The sequence below is a fragment of the Arthrobacter sp. EM1 genome, from assembly GCF_029964055.1.
In the GTDB taxonomy this organism is placed as follows: Bacteria; Actinomycetota; Actinomycetes; order Actinomycetales; family Micrococcaceae; genus Arthrobacter.
Window position 1 is genome coordinate 1,635,465 of record NZ_CP124836.1, and the last position, 23,738, is coordinate 1,659,202.

22 protein-coding genes are annotated in these 23,738 nt (G+C 65.0%); 17 read left to right on the plus strand and 5 right to left on the minus strand.

Annotated features, from left to right (window positions below):
- The first annotated feature begins 301 nt into the window (after positions 1-301).
- The 3 genes from QI450_RS07485 to fmdA are packed head-to-tail and all read left to right on the plus strand — an operon-like array spanning position 302 to position 2,574.
- A complete protein-coding gene (locus QI450_RS07485) occupies positions 302-940 on the plus strand; it encodes an AmiS/UreI family transporter (protein ID WP_226774326.1) in 639 nt (212 codons plus the stop codon).
- A gap of 50 nt (positions 941-990) precedes the next feature.
- Positions 991-1,281: a zinc ribbon domain-containing protein gene (locus QI450_RS07490; RefSeq protein ID WP_226774327.1), complete on the plus strand. Its 291-nt coding sequence runs from the start codon at positions 991-993 to the stop codon at positions 1,279-1,281.
- A gap of 36 nt (positions 1,282-1,317) precedes the next feature.
- The gene (gene fmdA, locus QI450_RS07495; RefSeq protein WP_226774328.1) at positions 1,318-2,574 is read left to right on the plus strand and encodes a formamidase; all 1,257 of its coding nucleotides are present in this window, start codon (positions 1,318-1,320) and stop codon (positions 2,572-2,574) included.
- A gap of 162 nt (positions 2,575-2,736) precedes the next feature.
- Here fmdA and arfB read toward each other — a convergent pair whose 3' ends face one another.
- Positions 2,737-3,159 (minus strand): alternative ribosome rescue aminoacyl-tRNA hydrolase ArfB, encoded by a 423-nt coding sequence (gene arfB / locus QI450_RS07500; RefSeq protein WP_226774329.1) that lies wholly within the window; start codon positions 3,157-3,159, stop codon positions 2,737-2,739.
- 111 nt (positions 3,160-3,270) lie between these two features.
- On the opposite strand from arfB, the gene QI450_RS07505 reads away from it, so the two are divergent.
- The 9 genes from QI450_RS07505 to QI450_RS07545 all read left to right on the plus strand — a co-directional run bounded on the left by QI450_RS07505 (position 3,271) and on the right by QI450_RS07545 (position 12,828).
- A complete protein-coding gene (locus tag QI450_RS07505; RefSeq protein WP_226774358.1) occupies positions 3,271-3,642 on the plus strand; it encodes a helix-turn-helix domain-containing protein in 372 nt (123 codons plus the stop codon).
- Complete coding sequence (locus QI450_RS07510) at positions 3,642-4,619, plus strand: TIGR03086 family metal-binding protein (protein WP_226774330.1); 978 nt, start codon at positions 3,642-3,644, stop codon at positions 4,617-4,619. Before QI450_RS07505 ends, QI450_RS07510 begins: the two co-directional genes overlap by 1 nt.
- A 154-nt stretch (positions 4,620-4,773) precedes the next feature.
- The gene (locus tag QI450_RS07515) at positions 4,774-5,100 is read left to right on the plus strand and encodes a YciI family protein (RefSeq protein WP_226774331.1); all 327 of its coding nucleotides are present in this window, start codon (positions 4,774-4,776) and stop codon (positions 5,098-5,100) included.
- Positions 5,101-5,237: 137 nt separating this feature from the next.
- Entirely contained in the window at positions 5,238-6,494 is a 1,257-nt protein-coding gene (locus tag QI450_RS07520; protein WP_226774359.1) for an MFS transporter, read from the plus strand.
- Positions 6,495-6,678: 184 nt separating this feature from the next.
- On the plus strand, positions 6,679-6,981 hold the full coding sequence (locus tag QI450_RS07525; protein ID WP_226774332.1) for a hypothetical protein: 303 nt from the start codon (positions 6,679-6,681) through the stop codon (positions 6,979-6,981).
- 23 nt (positions 6,982-7,004) lie between these two features.
- Complete coding sequence (locus QI450_RS07530) at positions 7,005-8,468, plus strand: protein adenylyltransferase SelO (protein ID WP_226774333.1); 1,464 nt, start codon at positions 7,005-7,007, stop codon at positions 8,466-8,468.
- A 263-nt stretch (positions 8,469-8,731) separates the two neighbouring features.
- Positions 8,732-10,138: an MBL fold metallo-hydrolase gene (locus QI450_RS07535; RefSeq protein ID WP_226774334.1), complete on the plus strand. Its 1,407-nt coding sequence runs from the start codon at positions 8,732-8,734 to the stop codon at positions 10,136-10,138.
- A gap of 82 nt (positions 10,139-10,220) precedes the next feature.
- Positions 10,221-11,537 carry an MFS transporter gene (locus QI450_RS07540; protein ID WP_226774335.1) on the plus strand — a complete coding sequence of 439 codons (1,317 nt, stop codon included), beginning with the start codon at positions 10,221-10,223 and terminating at the stop codon, positions 11,535-11,537.
- Positions 11,538-11,619: 82 nt separating this feature from the next.
- Positions 11,620-12,828: an alanine racemase gene (locus tag QI450_RS07545; protein ID WP_226774336.1), complete on the plus strand. Its 1,209-nt coding sequence runs from the start codon at positions 11,620-11,622 to the stop codon at positions 12,826-12,828.
- A 34-nt stretch (positions 12,829-12,862) separates the two neighbouring features.
- On the opposite strand, the gene QI450_RS07550 is transcribed toward QI450_RS07545, so the two are convergent.
- A complete protein-coding gene (locus QI450_RS07550) occupies positions 12,863-13,768 on the minus strand; it encodes an MBL fold metallo-hydrolase (RefSeq protein WP_226774337.1) in 906 nt (301 codons plus the stop codon).
- 760 nt (positions 13,769-14,528) lie between these two features.
- Here QI450_RS07550 and QI450_RS07555 point away from each other — a divergent pair.
- Together QI450_RS07555 and QI450_RS07560 are read left to right on the plus strand one after the other, a co-directional pair.
- Positions 14,529-14,831: a DUF4193 domain-containing protein gene (locus QI450_RS07555; protein WP_226774338.1), complete on the plus strand. Its 303-nt coding sequence runs from the start codon at positions 14,529-14,531 to the stop codon at positions 14,829-14,831.
- 22 nt (positions 14,832-14,853) lie between these two features.
- On the plus strand, positions 14,854-15,867 hold the full coding sequence (locus tag QI450_RS07560) for a hypothetical protein (protein WP_226774339.1): 1,014 nt from the start codon (positions 14,854-14,856) through the stop codon (positions 15,865-15,867).
- Here the strand turns inward: QI450_RS07560 and QI450_RS07565 are convergent.
- Positions 15,842-16,177 carry a DUF1508 domain-containing protein gene (locus QI450_RS07565; protein ID WP_226774340.1) on the minus strand — a complete coding sequence of 112 codons (336 nt, stop codon included), beginning with the start codon at positions 16,175-16,177 and terminating at the stop codon, positions 15,842-15,844. The two genes, QI450_RS07560 and QI450_RS07565, sit on opposite strands and share 26 nt — an antisense overlap.
- A 392-nt stretch (positions 16,178-16,569) precedes the next feature.
- On the opposite strand from QI450_RS07565, the gene QI450_RS07570 reads away from it, so the two are divergent.
- Both QI450_RS07570 and hrpB read left to right on the plus strand, forming a co-directional pair.
- On the plus strand, positions 16,570-17,583 hold the full coding sequence (locus QI450_RS07570) for a 2-oxoglutarate and iron-dependent oxygenase domain-containing protein (RefSeq protein ID WP_226774341.1): 1,014 nt from the start codon (positions 16,570-16,572) through the stop codon (positions 17,581-17,583).
- A gap of 170 nt (positions 17,584-17,753) precedes the next feature.
- Positions 17,754-20,417, plus strand: a complete 2,664-nt coding sequence (hrpB, locus tag QI450_RS07575) for an ATP-dependent helicase HrpB (RefSeq protein ID WP_282468150.1) — start codon at positions 17,754-17,756, stop codon at positions 20,415-20,417.
- 194 nt (positions 20,418-20,611) lie between these two features.
- On the opposite strand, the gene QI450_RS07580 is transcribed toward hrpB, so the two are convergent.
- Complete coding sequence (locus QI450_RS07580) at positions 20,612-21,565, minus strand: hypothetical protein (RefSeq protein WP_226774343.1); 954 nt, start codon at positions 21,563-21,565, stop codon at positions 20,612-20,614.
- Complete coding sequence (locus QI450_RS07585) at positions 21,562-22,284, minus strand: cytochrome b N-terminal domain-containing protein (protein WP_226774344.1); 723 nt, start codon at positions 22,282-22,284, stop codon at positions 21,562-21,564. Before QI450_RS07585 ends, QI450_RS07580 begins: the two co-directional genes overlap by 4 nt.
- A 361-nt stretch (positions 22,285-22,645) precedes the next feature.
- Between QI450_RS07585 and ligD the strand changes: the two genes are divergently transcribed.
- Positions 22,646-23,668 carry a non-homologous end-joining DNA ligase gene (gene ligD / locus QI450_RS07590; RefSeq protein WP_226774345.1) on the plus strand — a complete coding sequence of 341 codons (1,023 nt, stop codon included), beginning with the start codon at positions 22,646-22,648 and terminating at the stop codon, positions 23,666-23,668.
- Positions 23,669-23,738 lie beyond the last annotated feature (70 nt).

Below are 23,738 nucleotides of genomic sequence, written 5' to 3' on the forward strand. Positions count from 1 at the left end.
GGTCTGTCAGGAGTACTTCGGGAACACCCCCCACCCCGGATGGGTCACCCGGGAACCGTCACCAACCCGTTACTTATCTCGGGCCCAAGGCCCGGGCCGCCGCTCCGATAACCGCCCCGTCAATTCGGCCCTAGCGGCAGGGCCAAAGGACCTTAGTGGGTGCCGCCCGGGAGGTCTAGTCTAGGGATAAATCCTGAGTTCAGGACATTCTTTTGCTTCGGCTCTTTAGGCGGGCACAGCACTTGCCAAAGAACGCCGGGAGCGCCCGCAAAGTCTCTATTCACCTCGCGCTGGAGTTGACATGGGTAGTGTTGGTTTGCTTTACGTTGGAGCAGTTCTGTTTATCAACGGGCTGATGCTTTTGGGGGTCATCCCGGGGAAGTCTGCGGCAATCCTCAATTTTTTTGTTGGCACCATGCAGGTGGTGTTTCCGACGATTATCATCCTTCAGGCCAACAACGATCCCACTGTTATCTTCGGTGCGGCCGGTCTGTATCTGTTCGGGTTTACCTACTTGTATGTAGGGATCCTGCAAATGACAGGAATCAGCGGCGAAGGCCTGGGCTGGTTCTCGCTGTTTGTGGCAGCCTGTGCCGTTGCGATCGGAGTCCTGCAATTTACCTTGGTGGCGGACCCGGTCTTTGGCATCATCTGGTTTGTCTGGGCCGTCCTCTGGTTCCTCTTTTTCCTGGTCCTCGGGTTGAAGAAGGATTCGCTCACCACCATGACCGGTTGGTTCACCGTCTTCATCAGCCACCTGACCGGCACCATCCCCGCGTTCTTCCTGCTTCTTGGCCGCTATGAGACCAACAACGGGTATGCGGCCCTGGTTGCCGCGATTGCCGCGGTGGCCCTGGCCGCGGCCTACTTCCTCGGCCGGAAGGCGATGCGCAACAGGGCCCTGGCGCCCCAGCCCACCAATGTGGCCCGGACCGCTTAAACATCCCGTAGGGGGAATAGTCTCCCACCCGGACAAGAGAGGACCCGGCCATGGCCACCTACGAATACCGTTGCCCATCCCATGAGGTTTTGTTCGAATCGCAGCACCCGATCGGAGAGGCGCCGGAGACCGCAGTATGCCCGGCCTGCGGCGGCGTATCCCGCCGCGTCATCAGCAGTCCCTACCTTTCACGGTCCGGGTCAGCCGCGTTCAAACTTATCGACAGCACCGTGCGCAGCGCCGCCGAACCCCAGGTGGTGAACTCCCGCATTCCGGGCGCCCCCAAGAGGGTCCAGCCATACACCTCCAACCCGTTACATCAGAAACTACCGCGGCCCTAGGAATCTAAGAAGCGGAACCTAGTCAAAGGAGACACAATGCCCGCAAAGATATTTAACCTTGACTCGTCAAAGAAGTTCGAGGACCAGGAGAAAATAGGCCATAACCGATGGCATCCGGAAATCCCTGCCATTGCCACGGTCAAGCCTGGTGAGTCGTTCCGGGTGGACTGCCGGGAATGGTTCGACGGCGCGATCGTCAATGACGACTCGGCAGACGATATCCTGAATGCTCCCCTGCTGACCGTCCATAAACTCAGCGGCCCCTTCGCCATCGAAGGCGCAAAACCAGGGGACCTGCTGGTGGTTGATATTCTCGACGTTGGTCCCATTCCGCAGGAAGATTCCGGCCCGCTCGCCGGGCAGGGCTGGGGCTACACCGGTATTTTCTCCAGAAACAATGGTGGCGGATTCCTGACCGATCAGTTCCCGGACGCTTATAAGGCCATTTGGGATTTCACCGGACAGATCGCAACATCGCGGCACGTTCCCGGCGTTTCCTTTACCGGGCTGATCCACCCGGGACTGATGGGCACGGCGCCGTCGGCTCAACTGCTCGCGAAGTGGAACAAGCGCGAAGGTGACCTCATTGCCACCAACCCCAACCGCGTCCCACCCCTGGCGCTGCCGCCCGAGGCCGGGCACGCTGTACTCGGACACCTGCCCGAGGCGGATTTTAGCCGGGTCGCAGCGGAAGCGGCCAGGACTGCCCCGCCGCGTGAAAACGGTGGAAACCAGGACATCAAGAACCTGTCCAAGGGCAGCCGGATCTTCTATCCGGTCTTCGTTGACGGCGCCAACCTCTCGTTGGGTGATCTGCATTTCTCCCAGGGCGACGGCGAAATCACCTTCTGCGGCGCCATCGAAATGGGCGGTTTTATAGACCTCCGGGTGGACATCATCAAAGGCGGCATGGACACCTACGGCGTCAGCGAGAATGCCATCTTTATGCCCGGCAACGTCGACCCGCAGTTCTCGCAGTGGCTGGCCTTCTCCGGAACGTCGGTGACACTTGACGGCGAACAGCGCTATCTGGACTCGCACCTGTCCTACCAGCGGGCTTGCCTCCACGCCATCGATTATCTGAAGAAGTTCGGCTACAGCGGAGAGCAGGCCTACATGATCCTGGGAGCCGTGCCCATTGAAGGCCGGCTCTCCGGTGTTGTGGATATCCCCAACTCCTGCTCGACTGTCTACATCCCCACAGCCATCTTCGACTTCGATGTCACACCGTCGGCTGCGGGCCCGCACAAGATAGATCCCGGCATGGGCGTGCCCATGTCCCGGAACGGCTGATCGCCTGGGCCGGGGCGCCCGCGGCGCCCCGGCCCACAGCACACCCAGCGTCACCCGGCCCGCCGCCGGAGGGAGCCGGACCGCCATCTTGGGCACGCTGGGTTGAGGCCTGCGCGGGCGCCGGCTCGCCCGTCAGCCGCAGGTCCGGGATCCGCCGCCCCGCTACTCTGCTGACGGCCGTTGCCGCTGCCGTTTTGTCGCCGAGCGCTGTTCCTTTGCCGCGAGTCGCCGGCGGTTGGAACCCCGCGTCGGTTTGGTGGCGCGGCGCCGCGCAGCCTCGGGCGCAAGGCCGCCTGCTATGAGGCCGGCGAGCTTTGCCAAGGCGATTTCGCGGTTGCGCAGCTGGGAACGCCGCTCGGAAGCGGTAACTGTGATGCTTCCGGCGATGAGGCGGGAATCCAGCCGGGTGACCAGCATCAGTCGTTGATCGTCCGAAAGCACCGCGGAGGCGACGACATTCCACGTGAGCTCGACGCGGCTGTCCGAGGTGTTGACGTGCTGACCTCCCGGGCCGGACGAACGCGAGAACCGCCAGCCCAGTTCCGCCGCGGGAATCGTGAGCGCGGCCGACACCTCCAGATCCATCCGCTAAGCCTCGCACAATATCGGCGCAGTTGGAGCCTCGCCATGGGCGAATCCACGGTCCCGGCAACGGCGGTCGGTGTCCGGGCCTGCGCCAACCAGCGAGCGGGTGTTATGCCCGACAAACACTTGCACAATACGTTAGCCAAGGCTAACGTATTAATTGTGCCTGATCTTCTGGAAGTTGCCACGGAGCCAACCAGGCGGGCACTGCTTCGACTCTTGGCAGCGGGGGAGAAAACGGTAACGGAGCTCTCCGCAAACTTTCCTGTGAGCCGCTCTGCGATCTCGCAGCATCTGTTGCTTTTATCCGATGTCGGTCTCGTCTCGGCCCGAAAGGACGGCAGGAACCGGTACTACGGTTTGGACTCCTCGGGGATGGTCCGGCTGCGTGAACAATTCGACTCCTTCTGGACCAACGAACTGGATCTGCTGGTCGCTGACGCCGGCCGGCTCCGCCCACCTTCACGGCAAGGGAAGAACTGATGTCCTACACAAAAACTGTTTTCCTCCCGGTTGACCCGGATACCGCCTTCTTGCTCATCACGGAGCCTGAACGGCTTCGCCGTTGGAAGGCCGTCGCGGCCAGGGTCGAGCTTCGCATCGGTGGAAGCTATCGCTGGACCGTTACCCCGGGACATGTGGCGCTGGGGACGTTTGTGGAAATCGAGCCGGGTAAACGTGTCATCTACACCTGGGGATGGGAGGGGGACACCCAGTTGCCGCCGGGTGCCTCGACTGTGACAGTGACCCTGGAAGCGGTCGACGGCGGAACGACTGTCCAGCTGATCCACGACGGGCTAACCGCGGAGCAGGAGATCGGCCACGCCCAAGGCTGGAACCACTTTATGGCGCGACTCGTACTTTTGGCCACGACCGGCGACGCCGGTGACGATGACTGGGCGGCAGCCCCGGATCCGATCGATGAGCTTGCCAGCGCCGAAGCCACCCTCGCCGTAGTCCAACGCATTCTCCGCGGACTCAAGGACTCTGACATGGGAGCCCGCACGCCCTGCGCAGGCTTCACCGTGGAAGGCCTCCTGAACCATCTCTTCGGGTCGATTGCATCGATCGGCAGTGCACTCGGTGTTTCCGTTCCTGCCCAGCCGACGGCCCCGCCCGAGGTTAGAATCGCCGACGCAGCGCAAATCGTCCTGGAAGCTTTCCGGGCCCGGGGCCTGGCGGGAAGCGTGGACATGGGCTTCGCGGAACTTCCCGCCACGATGGTGGCAAATATCCTGAATGTGGAATTCCTGGTCCACGCCTGGGACTTTGCGAAGGCCACCGGGCAGGAGCTCACCGTCTCGCCGGTACTCGCGGACTACGTGCTGGGCCTTGCCCGGAACACGATCAGTTCTCACCAGCGCGGCGGCGACTTCGCCCCGGGGACGCTTGTCGATGAGTCGGCGGCGAGCATGGAGCGCCTCGTTGCGTTCACCGGCCGTGAGGTCGCCGGCATCTGATAAGCCAACTCACGGCAGGAGCACACAATGCCAGGGCGGCCGCATCTGCTGCATCCCTTGCACAATCCCGCCTCCTAATAGTTCGCACGGGCGGGGCGGTCTCAGCGTCCATGCCGGGCCGTTCGAAAGGCGAACGCAGATGAAAGGACATGTTATGAGCAAGTTCATCTATCTCTACAAGGGTCCGGCCACACCGATGGACCAGTTCACCCCGGAGCAGTCAGCGGAGCAGACTGCCGCCTGGGGCGGCTGGGTGGAGAAAATCGGGCCGGCCCTGCTCGATATTGGCGCACCGTTTACGCCTTCCCGTACAGCGGTGGTGGACGACGGTGCCGTGGCGGACTCTTCGGATCTGAACGGCTATTCGATAGTGGAAGCCGAAAGCCTCGCGGCGGCTAGAGCCCTGGCGGACGGACACCCCTTCCTGTCCGAGCGGAAAGGGACGTTCACCTTGGAGATCTTCGAGCTCGGCGAGATGTAGCGCCGCAATGAGTGGTGCCCCGGCGAACCGAGCGAGCTGCGTGCGGGTTTCCTCCGCCCGCTTCTCTGGCTCTCATCGAGCAAGGAGACGAGAATGGCCTGGTGCCAGCCGCTCGCCCCGCCGGGGACGGCAACCCGATGAACGCCGCCGCCCTAACGATTCAGCGCATCTATCTGACGTTGACGCTGGGCAATACCCTTGCGGCCTCGTTCATATGGGGGATCAACACCCTCTTCCTGCTCGATGCCGGGCTGAGCAACCTTGAGGCTTTTGCCGCGAACGCCTTTTTCACCGCCGGGATGGTGCTGTTTGAAGTGCCCACCGGTGCGATCGCCGATGGCTGGGGACGCCGGGTTTCCTTCCTGCTCGGCACCGTCACGCTGGCGCTATCCACCTACCTCTATTACCTGCTGTGGCAGCTTTCCGCCCCATTCTGGTTGTGGGCAGTGGTTTCCGTTGTGCTCGGCTTGGGATTCACCTTTTTCTCCGGGGCGGTGGAAGCGTGGCTCGTCGACGCGTTGCGGTTTTCCGGATACGAAGGCGACCTGGAGACGGTACTCGGCCGGGGATTGATGGTCTCGGGCATCGCAATGCTTGCTGGCTCGGTGGCCGGCGGTGTCATCGCCCAGGCCACCAACCTCGGCGTGCCGTTTATGCTGCGGGTGGGAGTGCTGATGGTGATGTTCGTTGTGGCCTTTAGGCTCATGCACGACGTCGGGTTCACTCCGGAACGGAAGGGACACCCGCTTCAGGCGACCCGTGCCGTACTCTCCGCCTCGATTGAGAACGGCATGAAGAATCCGCCCGTCCGGTACGTGATGTTCGCCGCGCCGTTCAGTGCCGGCGTCGGGATCTATGTCTTCTACGCGCTCCAGCCGTACCTGCTGGAGCTTTTCGGCGACCCGCACGCGTACTCCGTGGCCGGGGTGGCGGCGGCAATCGTGGCAGCTGCCCAGGTGATTGGCGGTTGGTTGGCGCCACGGCTGCGGCGCCTTGTGCAGCGGCGGACGACCTTACTCATTCTGAGCAGCGTTATGGGGGCGGTAATCCTGGTCACTCTTGGGTATATCCAGGTGTTCTGGGTGGCCCTGGTGCTGCTGGCACTCTGGGCCCTGGTAACGTCCGCGGGCACCCCGGTGCGGCAGGCTTACCTCAACGACATGATCGCCTCGCGGCAACGGGCAACAGTGCTTAGCTTTGACTCGCTGATGGGATCAAGCGGCGGTGTGGTGGTGCAGCCGATGCTCGGCCGGGCAGCAGATGTGTACGGCTACTCCGCGTCGCTGGCGGTCGGCGGCATCATCGGGCTAGTCGCCGCGCCTTTCCTGCTGGCCAGCCGCCGCCAGCGCCACCGGGCCGATCAGGCCGCCGCGCCGACCGATTCCGCGCAGTAGTGATTCCGTGCAGTAATGATTCCCGCGGCCCGCCCGTGCTCTGCGTTGATCACCAGCAGGCAATAGTCATTTTGGCGCGGATCCAGGGACCGCCCCGCTTTCTGGCAGGTCCCGGACACCTTACGTTGAGCAGCCCTTCGGGCCTAGAGTTGGGCTTCAATAACCACGGCGACAGGAGAGTCACATGATTACCCTGCAGATCGAACACCAGGTCCGGGACTTCGGCATGTGGAGGAGGGCTTTCGACAGTGACCCGCTGGACCGGGCCGCTTCGGGAGTGCGGTCGTTCCGGATTTCGCGGCCGCTGGACCAAGAGGACTACGTCATGCTGGAGATGGATTTTGATACCCAGGAAGAGGCTGTGGATTTTTTGGGCCGTCTGCAGAACGACACCTGGAAGACCGGTGTGACGGCTCCGGCGTTGGTTGGAGAGCCCTCGACCAGGATTATAGAGATGGTAGCCATTAAGAAGGTGGCAGCCCGCTGAGGCGCCACAGTTAGTCTTGGAGTATGACTGCCACAGCTTCCTCACCTGTCAGCTTTGACGGCCGTTTTGCCCGGGAGCTGGGGGAGATGTCCATCCCCTGGCAGGCGGACGAGGCCCCGGACCCCCGGCTCGTGGTCCTCAACAAGCCCTTGGCCGGAGAGCTTGGCCTTGATCCCGCCTACCTTCGCGGTTCCGATGGGCTGCGGCTGCTGATCGGCAATCTGGTCCCCGACGGTGCGACTCCTGTGGCACAGGCGTATACCGGCCACCAGTTCGGCTCGTTGGCCCCTCGGCTGGGCGACGGGAGAGCGCTCCTGCTCGGCGAATTGATGGACGTGGAAGGCCGTCTCCGCGATGTTCATCTCAAGGGCTCCGGGCGCACCCCTTTTGCCCGCGGCGGCGACGGACGGGCAGTGCTGGGGCCGATGCTCCGCGAATACATCGTCAGTGAAGCGATGCATGCCCTGGGCATCCCCACCACACGGTCCCTGGCGGTAGTGGCCACCGGGCAGCAGGTGCAACGCGAAACGATGCAGCCAGGGGCCGTGCTGACGCGGGTGGCAAGCAGTCATCTGCGGGTGGGCAGCTTCCAGTACGCCAGGGGGACAGGGGACATCGGCCTGCTGCGGCGGCTCGCCGACCACGCCATCACCCGCCTCCATCCCGCCGCGGCCGCAGCCAGGCACCCCCATCTGGCCTTGTTCCAGGCAGTGATCAGCGCCCAGGCGTCGCTGGTTGCGCAATGGATGTTGGTGGGGTTTGTTCACGGCGTTATGAATACCGACAATATGACAATCTCCGGCGAGACCATCGACTATGGCCCCTGCGCCTTCCTGGACGCCTTTATTCCGGCGACGGTCTTCAGTTCGATTGACGAGACCGGACGTTATTCCTACCGCAACCAGCCCGCCATTGCGGAGTGGAACCTCACGCGGCTCGCAGAGTCCCTCTTGCCGCTCTTCCACGACGAGCAAGAGCAGGCGATCGCCCTGGCGCAGGAGTCGCTCGCCGGGTTCCGGCAGCAGTACGGCGCTGCCTGGTCGGCCGGGATGCGGGCGAAGCTTGGCTTGGCTGCCGGCGTCGAAGACGATGTGGCTGCCACGATGGTGGACGAGCTGCTCAGCATCCTGCAGGCCGGGCGTGCCGACCACACCGCCTTCTTCCGAAGCCTTGGTGCTGCCGCCCGCGGCAACACCGGGCCGGCGAGGTCTCTGCTTCCCGACCCGGCGGCTTTCGATGCATGGGTGGAGCGTTGGAGTGCCGAAGATCCGGACGCGGATGCAATGGACCGGGTCAACCCCGCCTATATCCCGCGCAACCACCTTGTAGAGGACGCCCTCGCGGCCGGTACCGGCGGCGACCTCGCACCGTTAGGGCAACTTCTGGCCGCGGTGACCAACCCCTTCGTCGAGCGCCCGGGCCTGGAACGCTTCGCTGCAGCGCCGCCGGTCGAGTTTGGCCCCTACCGGACCTTCTGCGGAACCTAGCACCTCGCCACCGGCCGGTCTGCGGGTTCATTGCTGGCGTCCGGCGCCAGGTCCTCCGCGGCCCTGCCGGTTACTGGCGAGTCCGTTTCAGCGGCGACACCGAGGATACCCCCGTCAGTATTTTGACTACCCCCGGGGGTATCTGGGAGACTCGTGGCGTAGAACGGCCTTCGGCAGAATCGGCCGCTTGCCAGATACCCCCGGGGGTATTAGTGTTAAACCTAGTTCACGGGGACACCCCGACACATGACGAAGGAGAGCACATGCTTCTGGAACGCATTTACGACGAGGACCTTGCCCAGGCCAGCTACCTGATCGGCTGCCAGGCCAAGGGCGAAGCGGTAGTGGTGGACGGCCGCCGCGACATCGCGGTGTACCAGGCACTTGCTGCGAAAAACGGCATGAAGATCGTGGCCGTGACCGAGACCCATATCCACGCCGATTACCTCTCCGGCACCCGTGAGCTCGCCGCCGCTACCGGCGCGAAAATCTACGTTTCCGGGGAAGGCGGACCGGACTGGCAGTACGGATTCGACGGCGAACGGCTGCTCGATGGCGACAAGATTGTTCTTGGCAACATCAGCATCCAAGCGCTGCACACCCCGGGCCACACGCCGGAGCACCTGTCCTTCCTTGTAACGGACGGGGCGTTCAGTGACCATCCCGGGTACCTGCTCTCCGGCGACTTCGTCTTCTCCGGCGACCTGGGCCGGCCGGATCTGCTGGATGAGGCCGCCGGCGGTGTGGATACCCGATTCGCAGGAGCCAAGCAGCTCTTCACCAGCCTGCGGGAAAAGTTCGTGACCTTGCCTGACTACGTCCAGGTCCACCCTGCCCACGGGGCGGGCAGCGCCTGCGGAAAAGCCCTCGGCGCAATCCCGTCCAGCACTGTCGGGTACGAACGGCGCTTCGCCTGGTGGGCCCCGTACCTCTCGGCGAATGACGAGCAGGGCTTCATTGACGAGCTACTCGAGGGCCAGCCGGACGCGCATGCGTACTTTGGCCGGATGAAGCGCGAAAACCGGCAGGGACCGGCGCTACTGGGCGCCCGCGCACCGCTGCAGGAGCTCACCCTGGCGACGCTCGCCACCGATCTCGCCGCCGATACTGTGACATTCGTTGACACCAGGCCCAACGACCAGGTTCATGAAGGTACCGTCATCGGCTCTGTGAACATCCCGGCCGGGAAGTCCGTGGCCAGCTTTGGAGCCTGGGTGGTCAACCCGGAAACGGACAAGAACCCGCTGGTGTTGCTGGCTCCGGACCAGGCTTCCGCGCAGGAGATGTGGGACCATCTGGTCCGCGTCGGCATTGACTCGGTGGCCGGCTATGTCACCGGCTTCGAGGGTCTGCCCGTCAGCATTCCGAAACTCATCCAGCCGGAGGAACTCGCGGGCTGCGACGCGGCCATGGTCCTGGACGTCCGCAACCGCACCGAACACGCGGCCGGACACATCCCCGGCTCGCACCAGCTCAGCGGCGGCCGGGTGATGTGGAACCTCGACCAGCTCCCCGCCGAAGGAACCATCGTGAGCTACTGCCAGAGCGGCGTCCGGAACTCCGTCGCGGCCAGCGCCCTGCGCCGCGCGGGCTACGACGTCGTGGAACTGGACGGCAGTTACGCCGCCTGGGTATCGCGGCAGCCGCTGGATGCCGTCTCAGCGAGCTAGCTTCACACCCTGACACCGCCGTCGGCGGCCCTGGCGACAGGGCCGCCGTCGGTCTTCTGCTCAAACCACGTGAGGCATGCTGATGTCCGGCACCACCGATTCACGCCTGCAGCGGCGCAGCCCCAGCGGCATCACGTTGGGGCTGCGGCAGAACCTTGCGCAGTTTATGCTCCTCGTCGCAGTTAATGCCCTCGTCGGAGGAACCCTGGGCCAGGAACGCACAGTGCTCCCGCTGCTGGCCGGGCAGGTCTTCCACCTCGGCCTCTACACCAGCGCGTTGACGTACATCCTGGCCTTTGGCCTCGCCAAGGCCGCCACCAACTATTTCGCGGGCACCCTCTCGGACCGCTACGGCCGCAAACCCATTCTGATAGCCGGCTGGATAGTTGCTCTGCCGGTTCCGCTGATGCTTATTCTTGGGCCGAGCTGGGGCTGGATCGTCGCCGGCAACGTGATCCTGGGCATTAGCCAGGGCCTCACGTGGTCCACCACAGTCGTGATGAAAATGGATCTGGTGGGACCATCCGGGCGCGGGCTGGCGATGGGCCTCAACGAAGCCGCCGGCTACCTCGGCGTCGCCGGCACCGCCCTCGCCACCGGCCACATCGCCGCCACCTACGGTCTGCGGCCCGGGCCCTTCCTGCTCGGCGCCGCCTACATCGCTCTCGGCCTCGGGCTGTCGGTCTTTGCCGTGAAGGAAACCCGGGACTACGCCGGGGTCGAAGCCGCCAATCACACGGCCCACCGCAAAGCGGCCGGCGCCGAGCTGAGCAACCGCCAGATCTTCGCGTTCACCAGCTTCCAGGACAAATCCCTGTCGTCGGTAAGCCAGGCCGGCATGATCAACAATCTCAACGACGGCCTCGCCTGGGGACTCTTCCCAGTTATGTTTGCCGCCGCCGGACTGACGATCGAAAAGATCGGTCTTCTCGCTGCGGCCTATCCCGCCGTCTGGGGTGCGGCGCAACTCTTCACCGGTGCATTGTCGGACAAATACGGGCGCAAAGGGCTGATCGTCGGCGGCATGATGGTCCAGGCCGCCGCCCTGGCAGTGATCGCCGTCGGCCATGACTTCGCCACCTGGCTGACCGCCGCCGTTCTTCTCGGTCTCGGAACTGCCATGGTTTACCCGACCCTGCTTGCGGCTATCGGAGATGTCGCCCATCCCCGGTGGCGGGCCAGATCGGTCGGCGTCTACCGGCTTTGGCGCGACGGCGGCTTCGCTGTCGGCGCACTGCTCTCCGGCATCGTCGCGGACGCCATGGGCATCCCGGCCGCCGTCGGCGTCGTTGCAGGACTCACAGCGCTGTCCGGACTGTTTGTGGCTGTGCGTATGCGCGGCGCCGACCATCACGGCGGCCGGGTGCCCGCACCAGTCCGCGGCCCGAACGCGGCGTGACACAATCAACACAGCGCCAGCGATGGCCTCCCGTGGACTGCTGCGGTTAGCGGGCCGTGCGGACCGGAGCGAAAGGAGCGCCGTGATCAGCCCGACCCACCCTCACTGCGGAAGCAACAAAGAGTCAGCGGCCGGAACCGCCAGCAACCCGGCGTATCCTCAACTGCGTCTCAATATCGAGGCCCTTGACAACAACATCCGAGTCATGGCGGCCTGGTGCCAGGAGCGGGGAGTTGAACTTGCTCCCCACGTTAAGACAACGATGTCCGCGCCAATCATCAACCGCCAGGTGGCTGCCGGGGCCGTTGGCGTCACGGTTGCCACCCTGGATCAAGCGCAATTGGCCATCGGCTGGGGACACCAGCGCGTCCTCGTCGCCAACGAGATCGTTGATCGGCACGGCCTCCTGCGCCTCCGTACCCTGCTGGAGGAGGATTCCGGTCGGCACATCTGCTGCTTCGTGGATTCTGCTGCCGGTGTTGCGGCGGCAGCCGAAGTCTTCGCCGGGGCCGCCGCAGGCCTTGAGGTGCTGATTGACGTCGGCACTCCCGGCGGGCGCACAGGCGTCCGGAACCTCCCGCAGGCGCTGCGCCTGGCCGAGTTGATCCATGGCACCGCGGGACTCCGGCTCGTCGGTGTTGCCGGCTACGAAGGGGTAGTACCCAACAGCCGGACCCAGTCGACGCTCGACGCCGTCGACCGGCACTGCCGGCTGGTGCGGGACGCGTATTATGCTGCCGCGAAATACTTCGACACAGTCGCTCCCATCTACACCATGGGCGGCTCCGCCTTTCCGGACCGCGTTGCCGCTCACCTTCCCGACGACAGCCAAGTGCCCGGCACCCGAACGATCCTGCGCTCCGGCTGCTACGTCACCCACGACCACGGGACCTACGCAAGTGTCAGTCCGGTTCCGGGGCTGGTGCCGGCACTTTCGGTCCGGGCCGTCGTAGTGTCCGTTCCCGAGGCGGGAACCGCCGTCGTCGGCGCCGGCAAACGGGACCTTCCCTACGACGCCGGAAAGCCGGTCTTCCTGGCGGCCCTGACTGCGGACGGCGGCCCACGAGACGGCGCAACAGCCCTGGTGCGGACCCTTTTTGACCATCACACCGTCCTGGCCGAAGCGGAGGGCCTTTCCGTCACGGATGTGGTCGACTTGGGGATCTCCCATCCGTGCTCTGCTTTCGATCGATGGCCAGAGTATGTGGTCACCGACGGCAACGGACAACCCACCGGGGTATGGCACACCGACTTCAACAGATCGTCCCTGGCATCGCCCCCGGGCAGCTAGGGCGGTGTGCTGGCTCGCCGGCCCAGGGGCACAGCTAGCGGCCGAGTCCGCGGCCCAGCGCCCGGGACAGGAGGAGCCGGACGGACTGGGCTACTGACTCGCGCCGGCACGGCCCGTTCCAGATGATGAAATTAGCGTGACGCTGCGCTCCGGGGCGGTCATTGAGCAAGGTGGCGTCCCTGATCGCCTGGAGTGTCCCGGCTGCCAACGGAAGCGGCGCTTCGTCTGGATGCCAGGTCGAACCGAGCGGGAAGTCCCGAAACGGGCGGGCTGGCATTTCGATGTGCGCACCAAGAACAGCAGCGACCGGATGGGCCGCAGCGAAATCGCAGAGCGTACGCAGCGAATGCTGAAAGGCCGGAAAGTCCTGCACGTAGAGCCGTCCCGGGTAGACGGTGTCCCCGGTGAGCAGGATGCCGGTGTCCTCGTCATAGACGGCGATGGCGGACGGATGATGGCCGGGGACGGGGATCAGTTCAAGAATGCGTCCGCCGAGGTCAAACCGGGCCGTGCCGTGCGGCCAATCGTGGATTCCGAAAAACGCGGCGACGTGCTCGGCACTGTGTCCCACGAGCCTTGTCCGGTGCCGGCCGGTAAACTGCCCGTCTGCGGCAATGTGATCTCCATGGGCGTGGGAGTGGGCAACAACGAGTTCGTAACCGTCGTGGGGGTGTTCGTGCAGCCAGCGGTCAATAAGGGTGTCCACCGTTGCACGCAGCGGAAACCTGGTGGGGTCCGCCGTCGCGCCCGTATCAAGAAGGAAGGCGCGCTCGTCGCCGAACAGCAGGTACAGGAACGGAGCTTCGAAATTGTCGGTGATGTTTTGCCGGAGCACTATGGTGTTCGGTGCGGCCCGGTGGACCTGGATTGGCGGTGCGGTGCGGCTGGGCCGCGATCGGGTTCCCTCGTACCAGCGCACGTCAAGATCGAGTTCGGTCATGGCGTTCCTCGGTGGTCATCGCTAGGTTTCATGTAGGTACATTACTGTCAGCTGGCTACCGGGCGGGGACGCACTCCCGCTGCCGGGTAGTGTGACGAGGCCGGAACAACCAGGGGGCCGACGACGGCTGGGGCAGAGAACCCCGGTCTCAGAGGGTTCTCAAGCGTCGCCGACCCCGTCTCGCACCGGGCCTCGCGGCTCCGGCAAGCAACTGGGGCCAGCCACCTTGAGCAATGTGGGAAGGGCGCCGCCCCTACTACTATTGAACACCCTTCCGGTCGAATCGGGGAGACCCGCTGGTGTCCGGAAGTGTTTTGTCGGCTGGCGGTCCGAGCGCGACAGCAGGGCGGCCCGGACGGCGCCTTTCACGGCGACAGCACGTCAGGGGTGGCGCCGAGCGCACACTCCTGGTCGCTGCATTGACGGGCGCGCACCCGCCAATCGGGCTGCTTGGAAGCCACGGACCGTTCATCTTTCCAAATCGGAATGACCCGTGAGCCGCATTCCGGACACGGCGGCTCCACGTGGGCACGCCTTTGCGCTTTGTTCATGATTTCCCCCAAAGAAACTTCCCCGAATCTAGCCTTAACGCCAACGAATGTACAAATCAATTGCTGTCCGTAATTCTTTGGCAACAGTCCCGCACTGGCTCGTGCCCGGGTCTTATCGGGGCTAATCTCTGGTGAGGGGGAATACCAGGGCACTCCTGTCTGTTGAACACCTATCCGACAAGCATTCCGTAGAAGAGAGAAACACCCCAGTGGCAACCGATTATGATGAAGTACGCTCCGACGTCAAGGAGTCGCAGGACAGGTCCCTGGAGGCGCTGCAATCTGAGAACGCTCCGGACGCCCGCAGTGTGGTGCGTGACCTGGATGAGGCGGATTCGCTAGACGGTTCGATTGCGCCGGGCGGAGAGTTCGTCGCCGAGGAACTAGTCGTCCAGGTCATACCCCAGGCGCAGGATGAATTCACCTGCTACTCCTGCTTCCTGGTCCGGCACCGCTCCCAGATCGCGCGCGAGAAGAACGGTCACCTGTACTGCGTTGATTGCGAGGGCTAGGCGCGGGCAGCAGTCTCTGCGCATGACAGTCCTGGACTGGCTGCGGGATTCCGATCCTGCCATTCGCTGGCAAGTGCTCCGAGATCTCGACGGCGCCACAACCGGCGTTGTGACAGCTGAGCGATCGCGGGTGGCCACTGAGGGGTGGGGTGCCCGGTTGCTGGCACTGCGCGGGGCGGACGGCCAATGGGCCGGGGGAGCCTATTTCCCGGCCGCCGCCGTTGGGACCGACGTTCCCGCCGCCGGGTGCCAGCCCTGGACCGCCACCACGTACAGCCTCCTGCAGTTGCGGGACTTCGGCGTCGACCCGAAAAACGACCAGATCCGCCGCACCGTCGAACTCGTGCGGGAAAACTGCCGCTGGGAGGAAGGCGCCCAGCCCTATTTCACCGGTGAGGTGGAGCCCTGCATCAATGGAATGGCAGTCGGGCTCGGCGCCTACTTCGGTGAGGACGTCGAGGGCGTCGTGGCCCGGCTACTAGGGGATCAGCTCAACGACGGCGGCTGGAATTGCTGGGCGGCCGACGGTGCCGTGGTTTCGTCGGTTGCAACGACGATCAATGTCCTCGAAGGCCTGCTCGCTCACGAGCAGGCAACCGGAGGTTCAGCTGAAACCAGCGAGGCCCGGCGGCGCGGCGAGGAGTATCTGCTGGACCGGCGGTTGTTCCGACGCAAAAGCACTGGCGAAACAGCCGACCCGGCCTGGCTGAAGTTCAGCTTCCCGACGCGCTGGCACTACGACGTCCTTCGCGCCCTTGACTACTTCCGCTCCACCGGGAATCCGCCGGACCCGCGGCTAGCCGACGCAACCGAGTTGCTTGGCTCGAAGAGGCAGCCGGACGGCACCTGGCTCCTGGAAAACACGCATCCGGGGCAGGTCCATTTCCAGCTCGAAGACGGCGACGGGCGGCCCAGTCGGTGGAACACCCTGCGGGCCTTGCGCGTCCTTAAGTGGTGCGGAGACGGAGTGCCGGCCCAGGCCCGCCTGCCGGTCTCATTCAGCGACGATCCTATGCTGCCCCGCTCCACCTGGTAGCTGTTGTGATCCTGCGGATTGTCCGGGCGCGGGAATGGAATTTTTCGCTTCGTTTATGCCGTTCATGACCCTCCGCCAGCGCCGGGCCGGAAGGCGCTGGTTCCCGGACAGGGCTTTGCGCGCTTCCCCCGGCGCACAGGTCGGTGATCAGGCCCATGCCTGCGCATTCGCGCACTTCGGCGATGCCGGCGACGGCTTTGGACTTGTCGTTGAACGCCGTCGATACTGCCACAACGGTCCCGTCCGGTGCCCGCAGGCGGAATCGGAAGTGCGACTCTGCGTCGATGAACAATTCAAAAGAGGCGGCCATAACAATCCTTCCGGTCTGCGGTTCCTCCCCGGTCGTCCACACTGCAGAAGACTCACCGGCTCATCGCTGCGTTGATCTTCCACTGTCCTGGCCGAACAACCACTGAACAACCACTGACTCTCGTCATCTCGTGATCAACAGTCTCTTGCAGGCAACGGGACGCCGCAAGAGATGGCATGTAAACCCTGGGTAAAAGCTGAGCCACGACAGTCCGCCGTCACGCCCATCACTCAGGTGACAGGCGTTGCCAGCGTCCACTGCTGCGCATATCCGGACCCGCGGCCCACCAGGGTCTTATTTCGACATCTGAATGCCGCGCATTGACCAGCCGTCCGTAATATTAAAGAGTATTCAGTCCGCAACTTGCCAAGTTCATTGATAAGGACTAATGGATGACACTCGAATCATTGCCCGTCCTGGACTACTCCCTCTTAAGTGCAGGTCACCGGGAGGCCACGCGTTTTCGCGATGAGCTGCGCAACGCCATGCACGAGGTTGGCTTCCTCTACCTGGCCGGACACGGCATCCCGCAGGAGCTGACGGACGCCATGCTCGACGTGTCCCGGCGCTACTTCGAACTTCCCGACGAACAGAAGCTCGCCGTCGAAAATGTCCACAGTCCGCAGTTCCGCGGATACACCAGGGTCGGCGGCGAGCTAACCGACGGCGCTGTTGACTGGCGCGAGCAGATCGACATCGGCGTCGAGCGGGCGGCTGTGAGCCCGGGACCCGGCGTCGCCGACTATTGGCGCCTTGAGGGACCCAACTTGTGGCCGGACGCCATCCCGGAAATGCGGGACATCGTCCTGGCGTGGACCGAACGGCTCAGCGCCATTTCGCTGGACCTCCTGCGAGCGCTGGCTGTGTCCCTGGGGGCGCCGCAAAACACCTTTGATGCGGCCTTCGCGGCAAGGGCATTTCCGTTGCTCAAAGTGGTGCGGTACCCGGGGGAGTCCGACCCGGAACCCAAGCAAGGTGTGGGCTCCCACCGGGACGGCGGTGTCCTGACGTTGCTGCTTGTCGAGCCCGGCAAAGGTGGCCTGCAGGTCGAGTACCAGGGGCAATGGATCGATGCCCCGCAAGTGCCGGGCACGTTCGTCGTTAATATCGGTGAGATGCTCGAACTGGCGACAAACGGGTACCTCAAGGCCACGCTGCACCGGGTAATCTCGCCACTGCGCGGCACGGACCGGATATCACTGCCCTTCTTCTTCAACCCCGCGCTGGACGCGACGATGCCGCAACTCGCCGTGAGCCCCGAGTTCCAGGCCAAAGCCCGCGGCCTGTCGGTGGATCCGACGAACAGCCCGATTCTGGAAACGTACGGTGACAATGCCCTGCGCTACCGGGTGCGGGCCCACCCTAACGTGGTCGCTGCCCACCACTCTGATCTGACGAACGGCTGACCTGCCCGGACCTGGCCGCGGTTGGAAGCCCAAGCCCGCCTACCTCACCCGGGCAGCAACGAGCCCGCCCTGCGCCGGCTTAGGCATGCCGGACATGGTGCGCTGGCCCGCCGGGTCCAGGGGAACGTCCGGCTGCACTCCGGCCCCGGCTTTGTGGGCACAATGGGAACGTGACTTCTCCAGCCGCTCCGCTGCCCGCTGCTCCCGGCCCCTTCAATCTGGGAGTCATCGGGGCCGGCTTGGCATTCGCACACTCGCTCGGTGAGCTGGCCCGGGCGCTGCAGGGCGGGGGGCCCGGCGCCGCTGCTGTGGTGCAGGCGCCGCCGGGCACGGGCAAAACAACCCTGGTGCCGCCCTTGCTGGCCAACCTGGAGCTGGGCGCTGCCTGGCGGCCCGGCCCCGGGCCCGCCCCGGGCATCATCGTGACCCAACCCCGGCGCGTCGCCGCCCGGTCCGCGGCGAGGCGACTGGCGGCTCTGGACGGCAGCCGGGTTGGGGACCGCATCGGATACACAGTCCGCGGGGAACGGCAGACGAGTCCGGGCACCCTGATCGAATTTGTCACCCCGGGCATCCTGCTGAACCGGCTGCTCGCGGATCCTGGACTGGAAGGTGCCAGCGCCGTCATTTTGGACGAGGTGCATGAACGCGGCCTCGAAACCGACTTGTTGCTCGGTATGCTCACGGAAGTGCGCCAGCTCCGGGGCGACCTCGGACTCGTCGCGATGTCCGCCACCCTGGACGCGCCCCGCTTCGCCGCCCTGATCGGTTCGGCGGGTCATTCCGGAAACCACGACGGCGGCTTGCCGTCACCGGTGGTTGACTGCCCGTCCGCACTGTATCCGCTCGAGGTGGACTGGGTGCCCGCCGCGGTGCCGCGTCTGGATGAACGCGGGGTCACGCGCGCGTTCCTTGACCACGTGGCGGACACCGCGGCATCGTCGCACTCCCACGCACTCGCGGCGGGCCAGGACATGGACGCACTGGTGTTCGTGCCGGGAGCGTGGGAAGTGTCCTATGTTGCCGGCCGGCTCCGTGGCAGGACCGGTGCTGACGTCCTTGAGTTGCACGGACAGATTGGACCCGCAGAACAGGACCGCGCCGTCTCCGGGCGGGAAACCGGCGGGCGCCCGCGGATCATCGTGTCGACGTCGCTCGCAGAATCCTCCTTGACCGTCCCGGGCGTCCGTCTGGTCATCGACTCAGGCCTGTCCCGCGAGCCCCGTCGGGATGTGGGCCGGGGGATGTCCGGCCTCGTGAACGTTTCCTGCTCCCGGGCCTCCGCCGAACAACGGGCCGGCCGGGCTGCGCGCCAAGGCCCCGGACGCGCGGTCCGTTGCTACGACCAAAAGAGCTACGGTGCAGCGCCGGCCCACCAGACGCCGGAGATCGCCGTCGCGGACCTCACCGCCTCCGCCCTGATCCTGGCCTGCTGGGGTTCGCCTGGCGGCCGCGGCCTGTCCCTGCCCGACGCCCCTCCGCAGGCTGCGATGGACGAGGCCGTCGAGGTGCTGCGCGAACTCGGCGCGGTGGCCCCGGACGGCCTCGCCACGAATCTCGGCAAGGAACTGGCAAGAGTTCCTGCCGATCCCCGGCTTGCCCGCGCCTTGCTGGACGGCGGGGCCGTCGTCGGAATCCGTGCCGCCGCGGAAGCCGTCGCCGTCGTCGCCGGGGACCAGCGTGCCCCCGGCGCCGACCTGCCGCGGCTGGTAGCCGCGCTGCGCGCTGGCCGGGAACCAGCATCCCGGCGCTGGCTGGAGGATGTCCGGCGGATGGAGTCGGTCGCTCGCCAGAAGAAGTTCGGCGCCACAACCCTGCCGCAGGCGGCGGTAAGCGCCACTGAATCAGTCGGCTTCGTCGTTGCCCTCGCGTTCCCGGACCGCGTCGCTCGGCGGGTCGCCGGTGACGGCCCGGAGCGCTACCTGCTCAGCTCCGGGACGCGGGCCGGTCTCCCCACCGGAAGTTCCCTGGCCGGTCACGAATGGCTCGCTGTCGCCGAAGTTTCCCGGGCCCAGGGACGCGATGCGGCCGGCACCGGAGCCGTCATCCGTTCCGCTGCGCCGCTGACGGCGGACACGGCGGAGGCCGCAGCCCGGCACCTCCTCACCGAGAGCGTGGAAGCACGGTTCAAGCAAGGCAGGGTCACCGCCCGCAAGGACCGCCGGCTGGGCGCGATCGTCCTGTCCTCCACTCCCGTGCGTCCCTCTGTTGCTGAAGGGCGCACAGCCGTGGCCCGGGAGCTGGAAAAGGAAGGACTTGGAACCATTGGATGGTCGACGGCGGCGGACGCACTCCGCCGCCGTCTCGCCCTGCTCCACCGGGAACTGGGTGGGCCTTGGCCGGATGTTTCCGAGCCGGCGCTGCTGGCCCGGCTCGAGGAGTGGCTGGCGCCGGAGCTTGAGGCGCTGGCCGGCGGCGCCGCCACGAGCGGGATCGAGCTGACGGAGCCGCTGCGGCGCCTGCTGCCATGGCCCGAGGCCTCCCGTCTAGGGGAACTCGTTCCCGAACGCCTTGAGGTGCCGAGCGGTTCGTGGGTCAGGATCGACTACCCCGCTGATGGGGACGGCAGTGGCCGCCCCGTCGTCGCCGTCAAACTCCAGGAGTGCTTCGGCTGGGACCGGACGCCGCGGCTGGTGGGCGGCCGGGTACCCGTGCTCTTCCATCTGCTGTCGCCCGCCCGGCGGCCGTTGGCTGTTACCGATGATCTCGCCTCGTTCTGGTCCGGGCCCTACGCACAGGTCCGTGCCGAGATGCGCGGACGCTACCCCAGGCATCCCTGGCCGGTGGATCCTTGGACGGCGCCGGCGACCTCACGGACCAAAAACCGGAGCTGAGGAACGGGCTGTCCCATGCAGGGTCAGGAGTGGGTGGCTTCCTCGGCGAGGGCGGAGCGGTGCGGGAGGGGCGGCCGGCACTGTAGACGCACGAACACCACAGCGGCGAACCCTTGGGAACGAACCACATCGTCACCAGTTGGCTTTGGCCGGTAGTCCGCCCGACCGTGGCACCCGATCCGTTGCTGACGGGGTCAACGGTTTCGGTAGTAGTCTCTCCAGATCAGGCGGTGCACGGGTACCTGCCGCGGCAGCGACCTCAGGCCGGGAATGAACGGCAGTGCGGCCAGCAACGCGGTCAACACGAGCATTGTGACCACAACAAGGGCATCGGCATTAGGCGAGGACTTGAATGGTTCCACCTGATAGAGGAGCGAGAAAAGCCACAGCCAGGACTGCCCGGGCGTGTCGCCGGTCTCGTTCATGACGCCCCACTGGTCCCCGGTGAGGTGTTGGCTGGCCGCAAGGTCCGGGAAATAGGTGCCGTCGCCGAGAAACAGCAGGCTGCGGGTGTAGTCCATGTTGTAGAAGTTGCCGCCACCTTCCAGCACGCCGTCCAGATTGCCGTTCCGTGCCATGTCCAGCAGCGCGCCGGTCAGCGCAGGAACCGGGCCGTAGTCGCCCGCGGCTACGCTGGCCGGGGCGTTGTCCGGGGCGGCGTCGAGGGCATCGGAATAGGCGGCTGTCCAGTCGGAGCGTTGCTGATCCGTGGCGGCAGTCCAATCGGCTACGGCGGCCGGCGGAGAGGGCAACGTCTCCAGCGGCGCAATCACGAAGTCATTCGCTGTATCCACCCGAATGCGGACGCCCGAGAGGCTTTGCAGGTCGATGGGACCGATTTTCTGCGCTGCATCCGGAGTCGCGTTGTACGGCGGCCCGTACCCTGCGGTGTCGCTGGTGCTGCCAAGTTCCTTTGCGGCGGTGGCGACGAAATCAGCCGGGGCGGCAATCGCCCACCCCTTGAGACTGACACTGGGCTCATCAGGTGACCCGAAGATGGCGGACACCCCGAGCACAAGAAGGCCAACCACGACAACGCCGATGGTCAGTTCCTTGACGAGATCGTACTCGCGGACGCTGCCCGTCCAGGGCCGACTGGCGATGTTGTTCGCCTTACGCCAGGAGGTGCTGTTGTTCTGCCTCGTCACCGCGCGACGTCCTTGGTCTTGGTGGACTCCGGAGGTTCAGTGGGCTCCGGGCTGTTGTGCATCAATTGGGCGTCGCCCTCGCCTGCCTCCAGCGGGGGTGTTACACCGTGCACCCGGACCAGGAGGACGTGCAGAATAACGATGGCCCCGACGGCCAGGGGAAGCAGGGTGATGTGCCAGACGAAGATCTGCCCGAGGTTGGCCACATTAAACCAGGCGCCCACCCCGACGGCGTTCAACGCGTCCTTGGCTTCGAAAGCGATCCACTGGGAATCGAAGTTCGTCTGAAGCAGATACCCGGTAAAGGCAGCGACGATGGAAACGACAAAGGCGACTACTCCGGTAATCCAGGTCAGGACCCGGCCTCCGCGCCAGGCCGCCATCCAGAATTTCAGCCACAGGTGCACCACCATAAAGATGAAGAACAGTTCCACGCTCCACAGATGGGTGCTGTTGACGAAGCCGCCCAATGCGGACACGTGATACCAGTGGGGCCCGTTGAATCCCAGCACGACGCCGGAAATGATGATCCACAGCAGCGAAGCTATTGCCCCCATGCCGAACACATAGGCCCACGACATCACATAGCTGGGCTGGTCCTCGGGCAACAGCTTCTCCGGCGGAAGCTTCCCAAGCAGCCACCGGCGGGCCCGTCCGGTCCAGGTATGAGCCTCGCGTTCCTCCGGCAAACCGTGCGCCGTTGTGGCCCGGGCAGTCATTTGCGCCGATTCCCGCCGGGAAAGGGTAGGACGAGGGCAACGACGAACAAGATGATCATTACGATGATCACGACCAGGTTTCCTGACTGAATAGTAAAGCCATCCCAGCCAAAATAGGTTCCAACCCCTAGCGTGCCAACGCCTGCGGCCAGCCATCCGGTCATTGGATGCTCGATTCTCTATCTGTTTCGGATCCCGCATTAACGCAACCACGGGCAAAAATCCGTAGCTAGAGTCTTTCGCCTCCAGTGATCCCGAATGTCCGCAGCACCAAGTGCCACATGAAATGCGGAAACTACAGGCCACTGCGGCCATCCGTTCGCCTCTTCAGTTGTCCTGGGTCCGGGGGTAGGTTGTCCCCATGGCCAAGGAAGAAGCCACCATCACAGTCAGCCGCCCCGACGGCGATCGGGACATACGGATTTCGAGTCCCGGCAGGGTGCTGTGGCCGCAGCTCGGGCTTACCAAACTGGACCTCGCCCGGTACATTGTCGACGTCGGGGAGGCTTTCCTGGCCGCAAACGGCGGCCGCCCCCTCACACTCCAGCGGTTCGGCGGCACTATCGACGGCGAGCAGTTCTTCTCGAAGAACCCGCCCAGGGGCGCCCCGGATTTTGTCGGCTCTGTGACGGTGGTGTATCCGAGCGGACGATCACATCCCCAGCTTGTGCTCGATGAGGTTTCCGCTGCAGTCTGGGCCGTGCAGATGAATACTGTGGTCTTCCACCCCTGGGCTTCCCGGGCCGGCAATCCGGACAACCCGGACCAGCTCAGGATCGACCTCGACCCACAGCCGGGCACCGGATTCGATGACGCTATTCCCGCCGCGCAGGAACTGCGTACCGTGTTGTCTGAGGCCGGGCTGGATGCCTTCATCAAGACCTCCGGCAATCGGGGACTCCATGTCTTCTCGCCGATTGAACCCAGCAGGGAGTTCCTTGAGGTGCGTCACGCCGTGATCGCTGCCGCCCGTGAACTGGAGCGGCGTATGCCGGAGAAGGTCACCACCGCATGGTGGAAAGAAGAGCGCGGCGCTCGGATCTTCGTGGACTTCAACCAGGCGAACCGCGACCGCACCATGGCCGGGGCCTACAGCCCGCGGGCAATCCCCGGGGCGACCGTTTCCTGCCCGATCAGCTGGGCGGACCTCGAGCACGTCAGCGCCCAGGACTTCACCATCGCCACCGTGCCGGGACGGCTCAGGGCCACCGGAGACCCGTGGGCGGATATGCACGCGAAGCCGGGCACCATCGACGTTCTGCTCCAGTGGTGGGAACGTGACCTGGCGGCAGGGCTGGGGGAGCTGCCCTTCCCGCCGGATTTTCCCAAGATGCCCGGCGAACCGATGCGGGTGCAGCCCAGCCGGGCCAGGAACAAGGAGTAACGGCTCAGATACCCCGCATCCCTCGGCCGGTGAACCCGCCAAGCCGACGCAACCGGTCGTCATCAAGGCC

Bases quoted from the DNA above. Each gene is read 5' to 3' on its own strand.
- QI450_RS07485 (WP_226774326.1), top strand. From the start codon at position 302: ATGGGTAGTGTTGGTTTGCTTTACGTTGGAGCAGTTCTGTTTATCAAC.
- QI450_RS07490 (WP_226774327.1), top strand. From the start codon at position 991: ATGGCCACCTACGAATACCGTTGCCCATCCCATGAGGTTTTGTTCGAA.
- fmdA (WP_226774328.1), top strand. From the start codon at position 1,318: ATGCCCGCAAAGATATTTAACCTTGACTCGTCAAAGAAGTTCGAGGAC.
- arfB (WP_226774329.1), bottom strand. From the start codon at position 3,159: ATGGATCTGGAGGTGTCGGCCGCGCTCACGATTCCCGCGGCGGAACTG.
- QI450_RS07505 (WP_226774358.1), top strand. From the start codon at position 3,271: ATGCCCGACAAACACTTGCACAATACGTTAGCCAAGGCTAACGTATTA.
- QI450_RS07510 (WP_226774330.1), top strand. From the start codon at position 3,642: ATGTCCTACACAAAAACTGTTTTCCTCCCGGTTGACCCGGATACCGCC.
- QI450_RS07515 (WP_226774331.1), top strand. From the start codon at position 4,774: ATGAGCAAGTTCATCTATCTCTACAAGGGTCCGGCCACACCGATGGAC.
- QI450_RS07520 (WP_226774359.1), top strand. From the start codon at position 5,238: ATGAACGCCGCCGCCCTAACGATTCAGCGCATCTATCTGACGTTGACG.
- QI450_RS07525 (WP_226774332.1), top strand. From the start codon at position 6,679: ATGATTACCCTGCAGATCGAACACCAGGTCCGGGACTTCGGCATGTGG.
- QI450_RS07530 (WP_226774333.1), top strand. From the start codon at position 7,005: ATGACTGCCACAGCTTCCTCACCTGTCAGCTTTGACGGCCGTTTTGCC.
- QI450_RS07535 (WP_226774334.1), top strand. From the start codon at position 8,732: ATGCTTCTGGAACGCATTTACGACGAGGACCTTGCCCAGGCCAGCTAC.
- QI450_RS07540 (WP_226774335.1), top strand. From the start codon at position 10,221: ATGTCCGGCACCACCGATTCACGCCTGCAGCGGCGCAGCCCCAGCGGC.
- QI450_RS07550 (WP_226774337.1), bottom strand. From the start codon at position 13,768: ATGACCGAACTCGATCTTGACGTGCGCTGGTACGAGGGAACCCGATCG.
- QI450_RS07560 (WP_226774339.1), top strand. From the start codon at position 14,854: ATGACAGTCCTGGACTGGCTGCGGGATTCCGATCCTGCCATTCGCTGG.
- QI450_RS07565 (WP_226774340.1), bottom strand. From the start codon at position 16,177: ATGGCCGCCTCTTTTGAATTGTTCATCGACGCAGAGTCGCACTTCCGA.
- QI450_RS07570 (WP_226774341.1), top strand. From the start codon at position 16,570: ATGACACTCGAATCATTGCCCGTCCTGGACTACTCCCTCTTAAGTGCA.
- QI450_RS07585 (WP_226774344.1), bottom strand. From the start codon at position 22,284: ATGACTGCCCGGGCCACAACGGCGCACGGTTTGCCGGAGGAACGCGAG.
- ligD (WP_226774345.1), top strand. From the start codon at position 22,646: ATGGCCAAGGAAGAAGCCACCATCACAGTCAGCCGCCCCGACGGCGAT.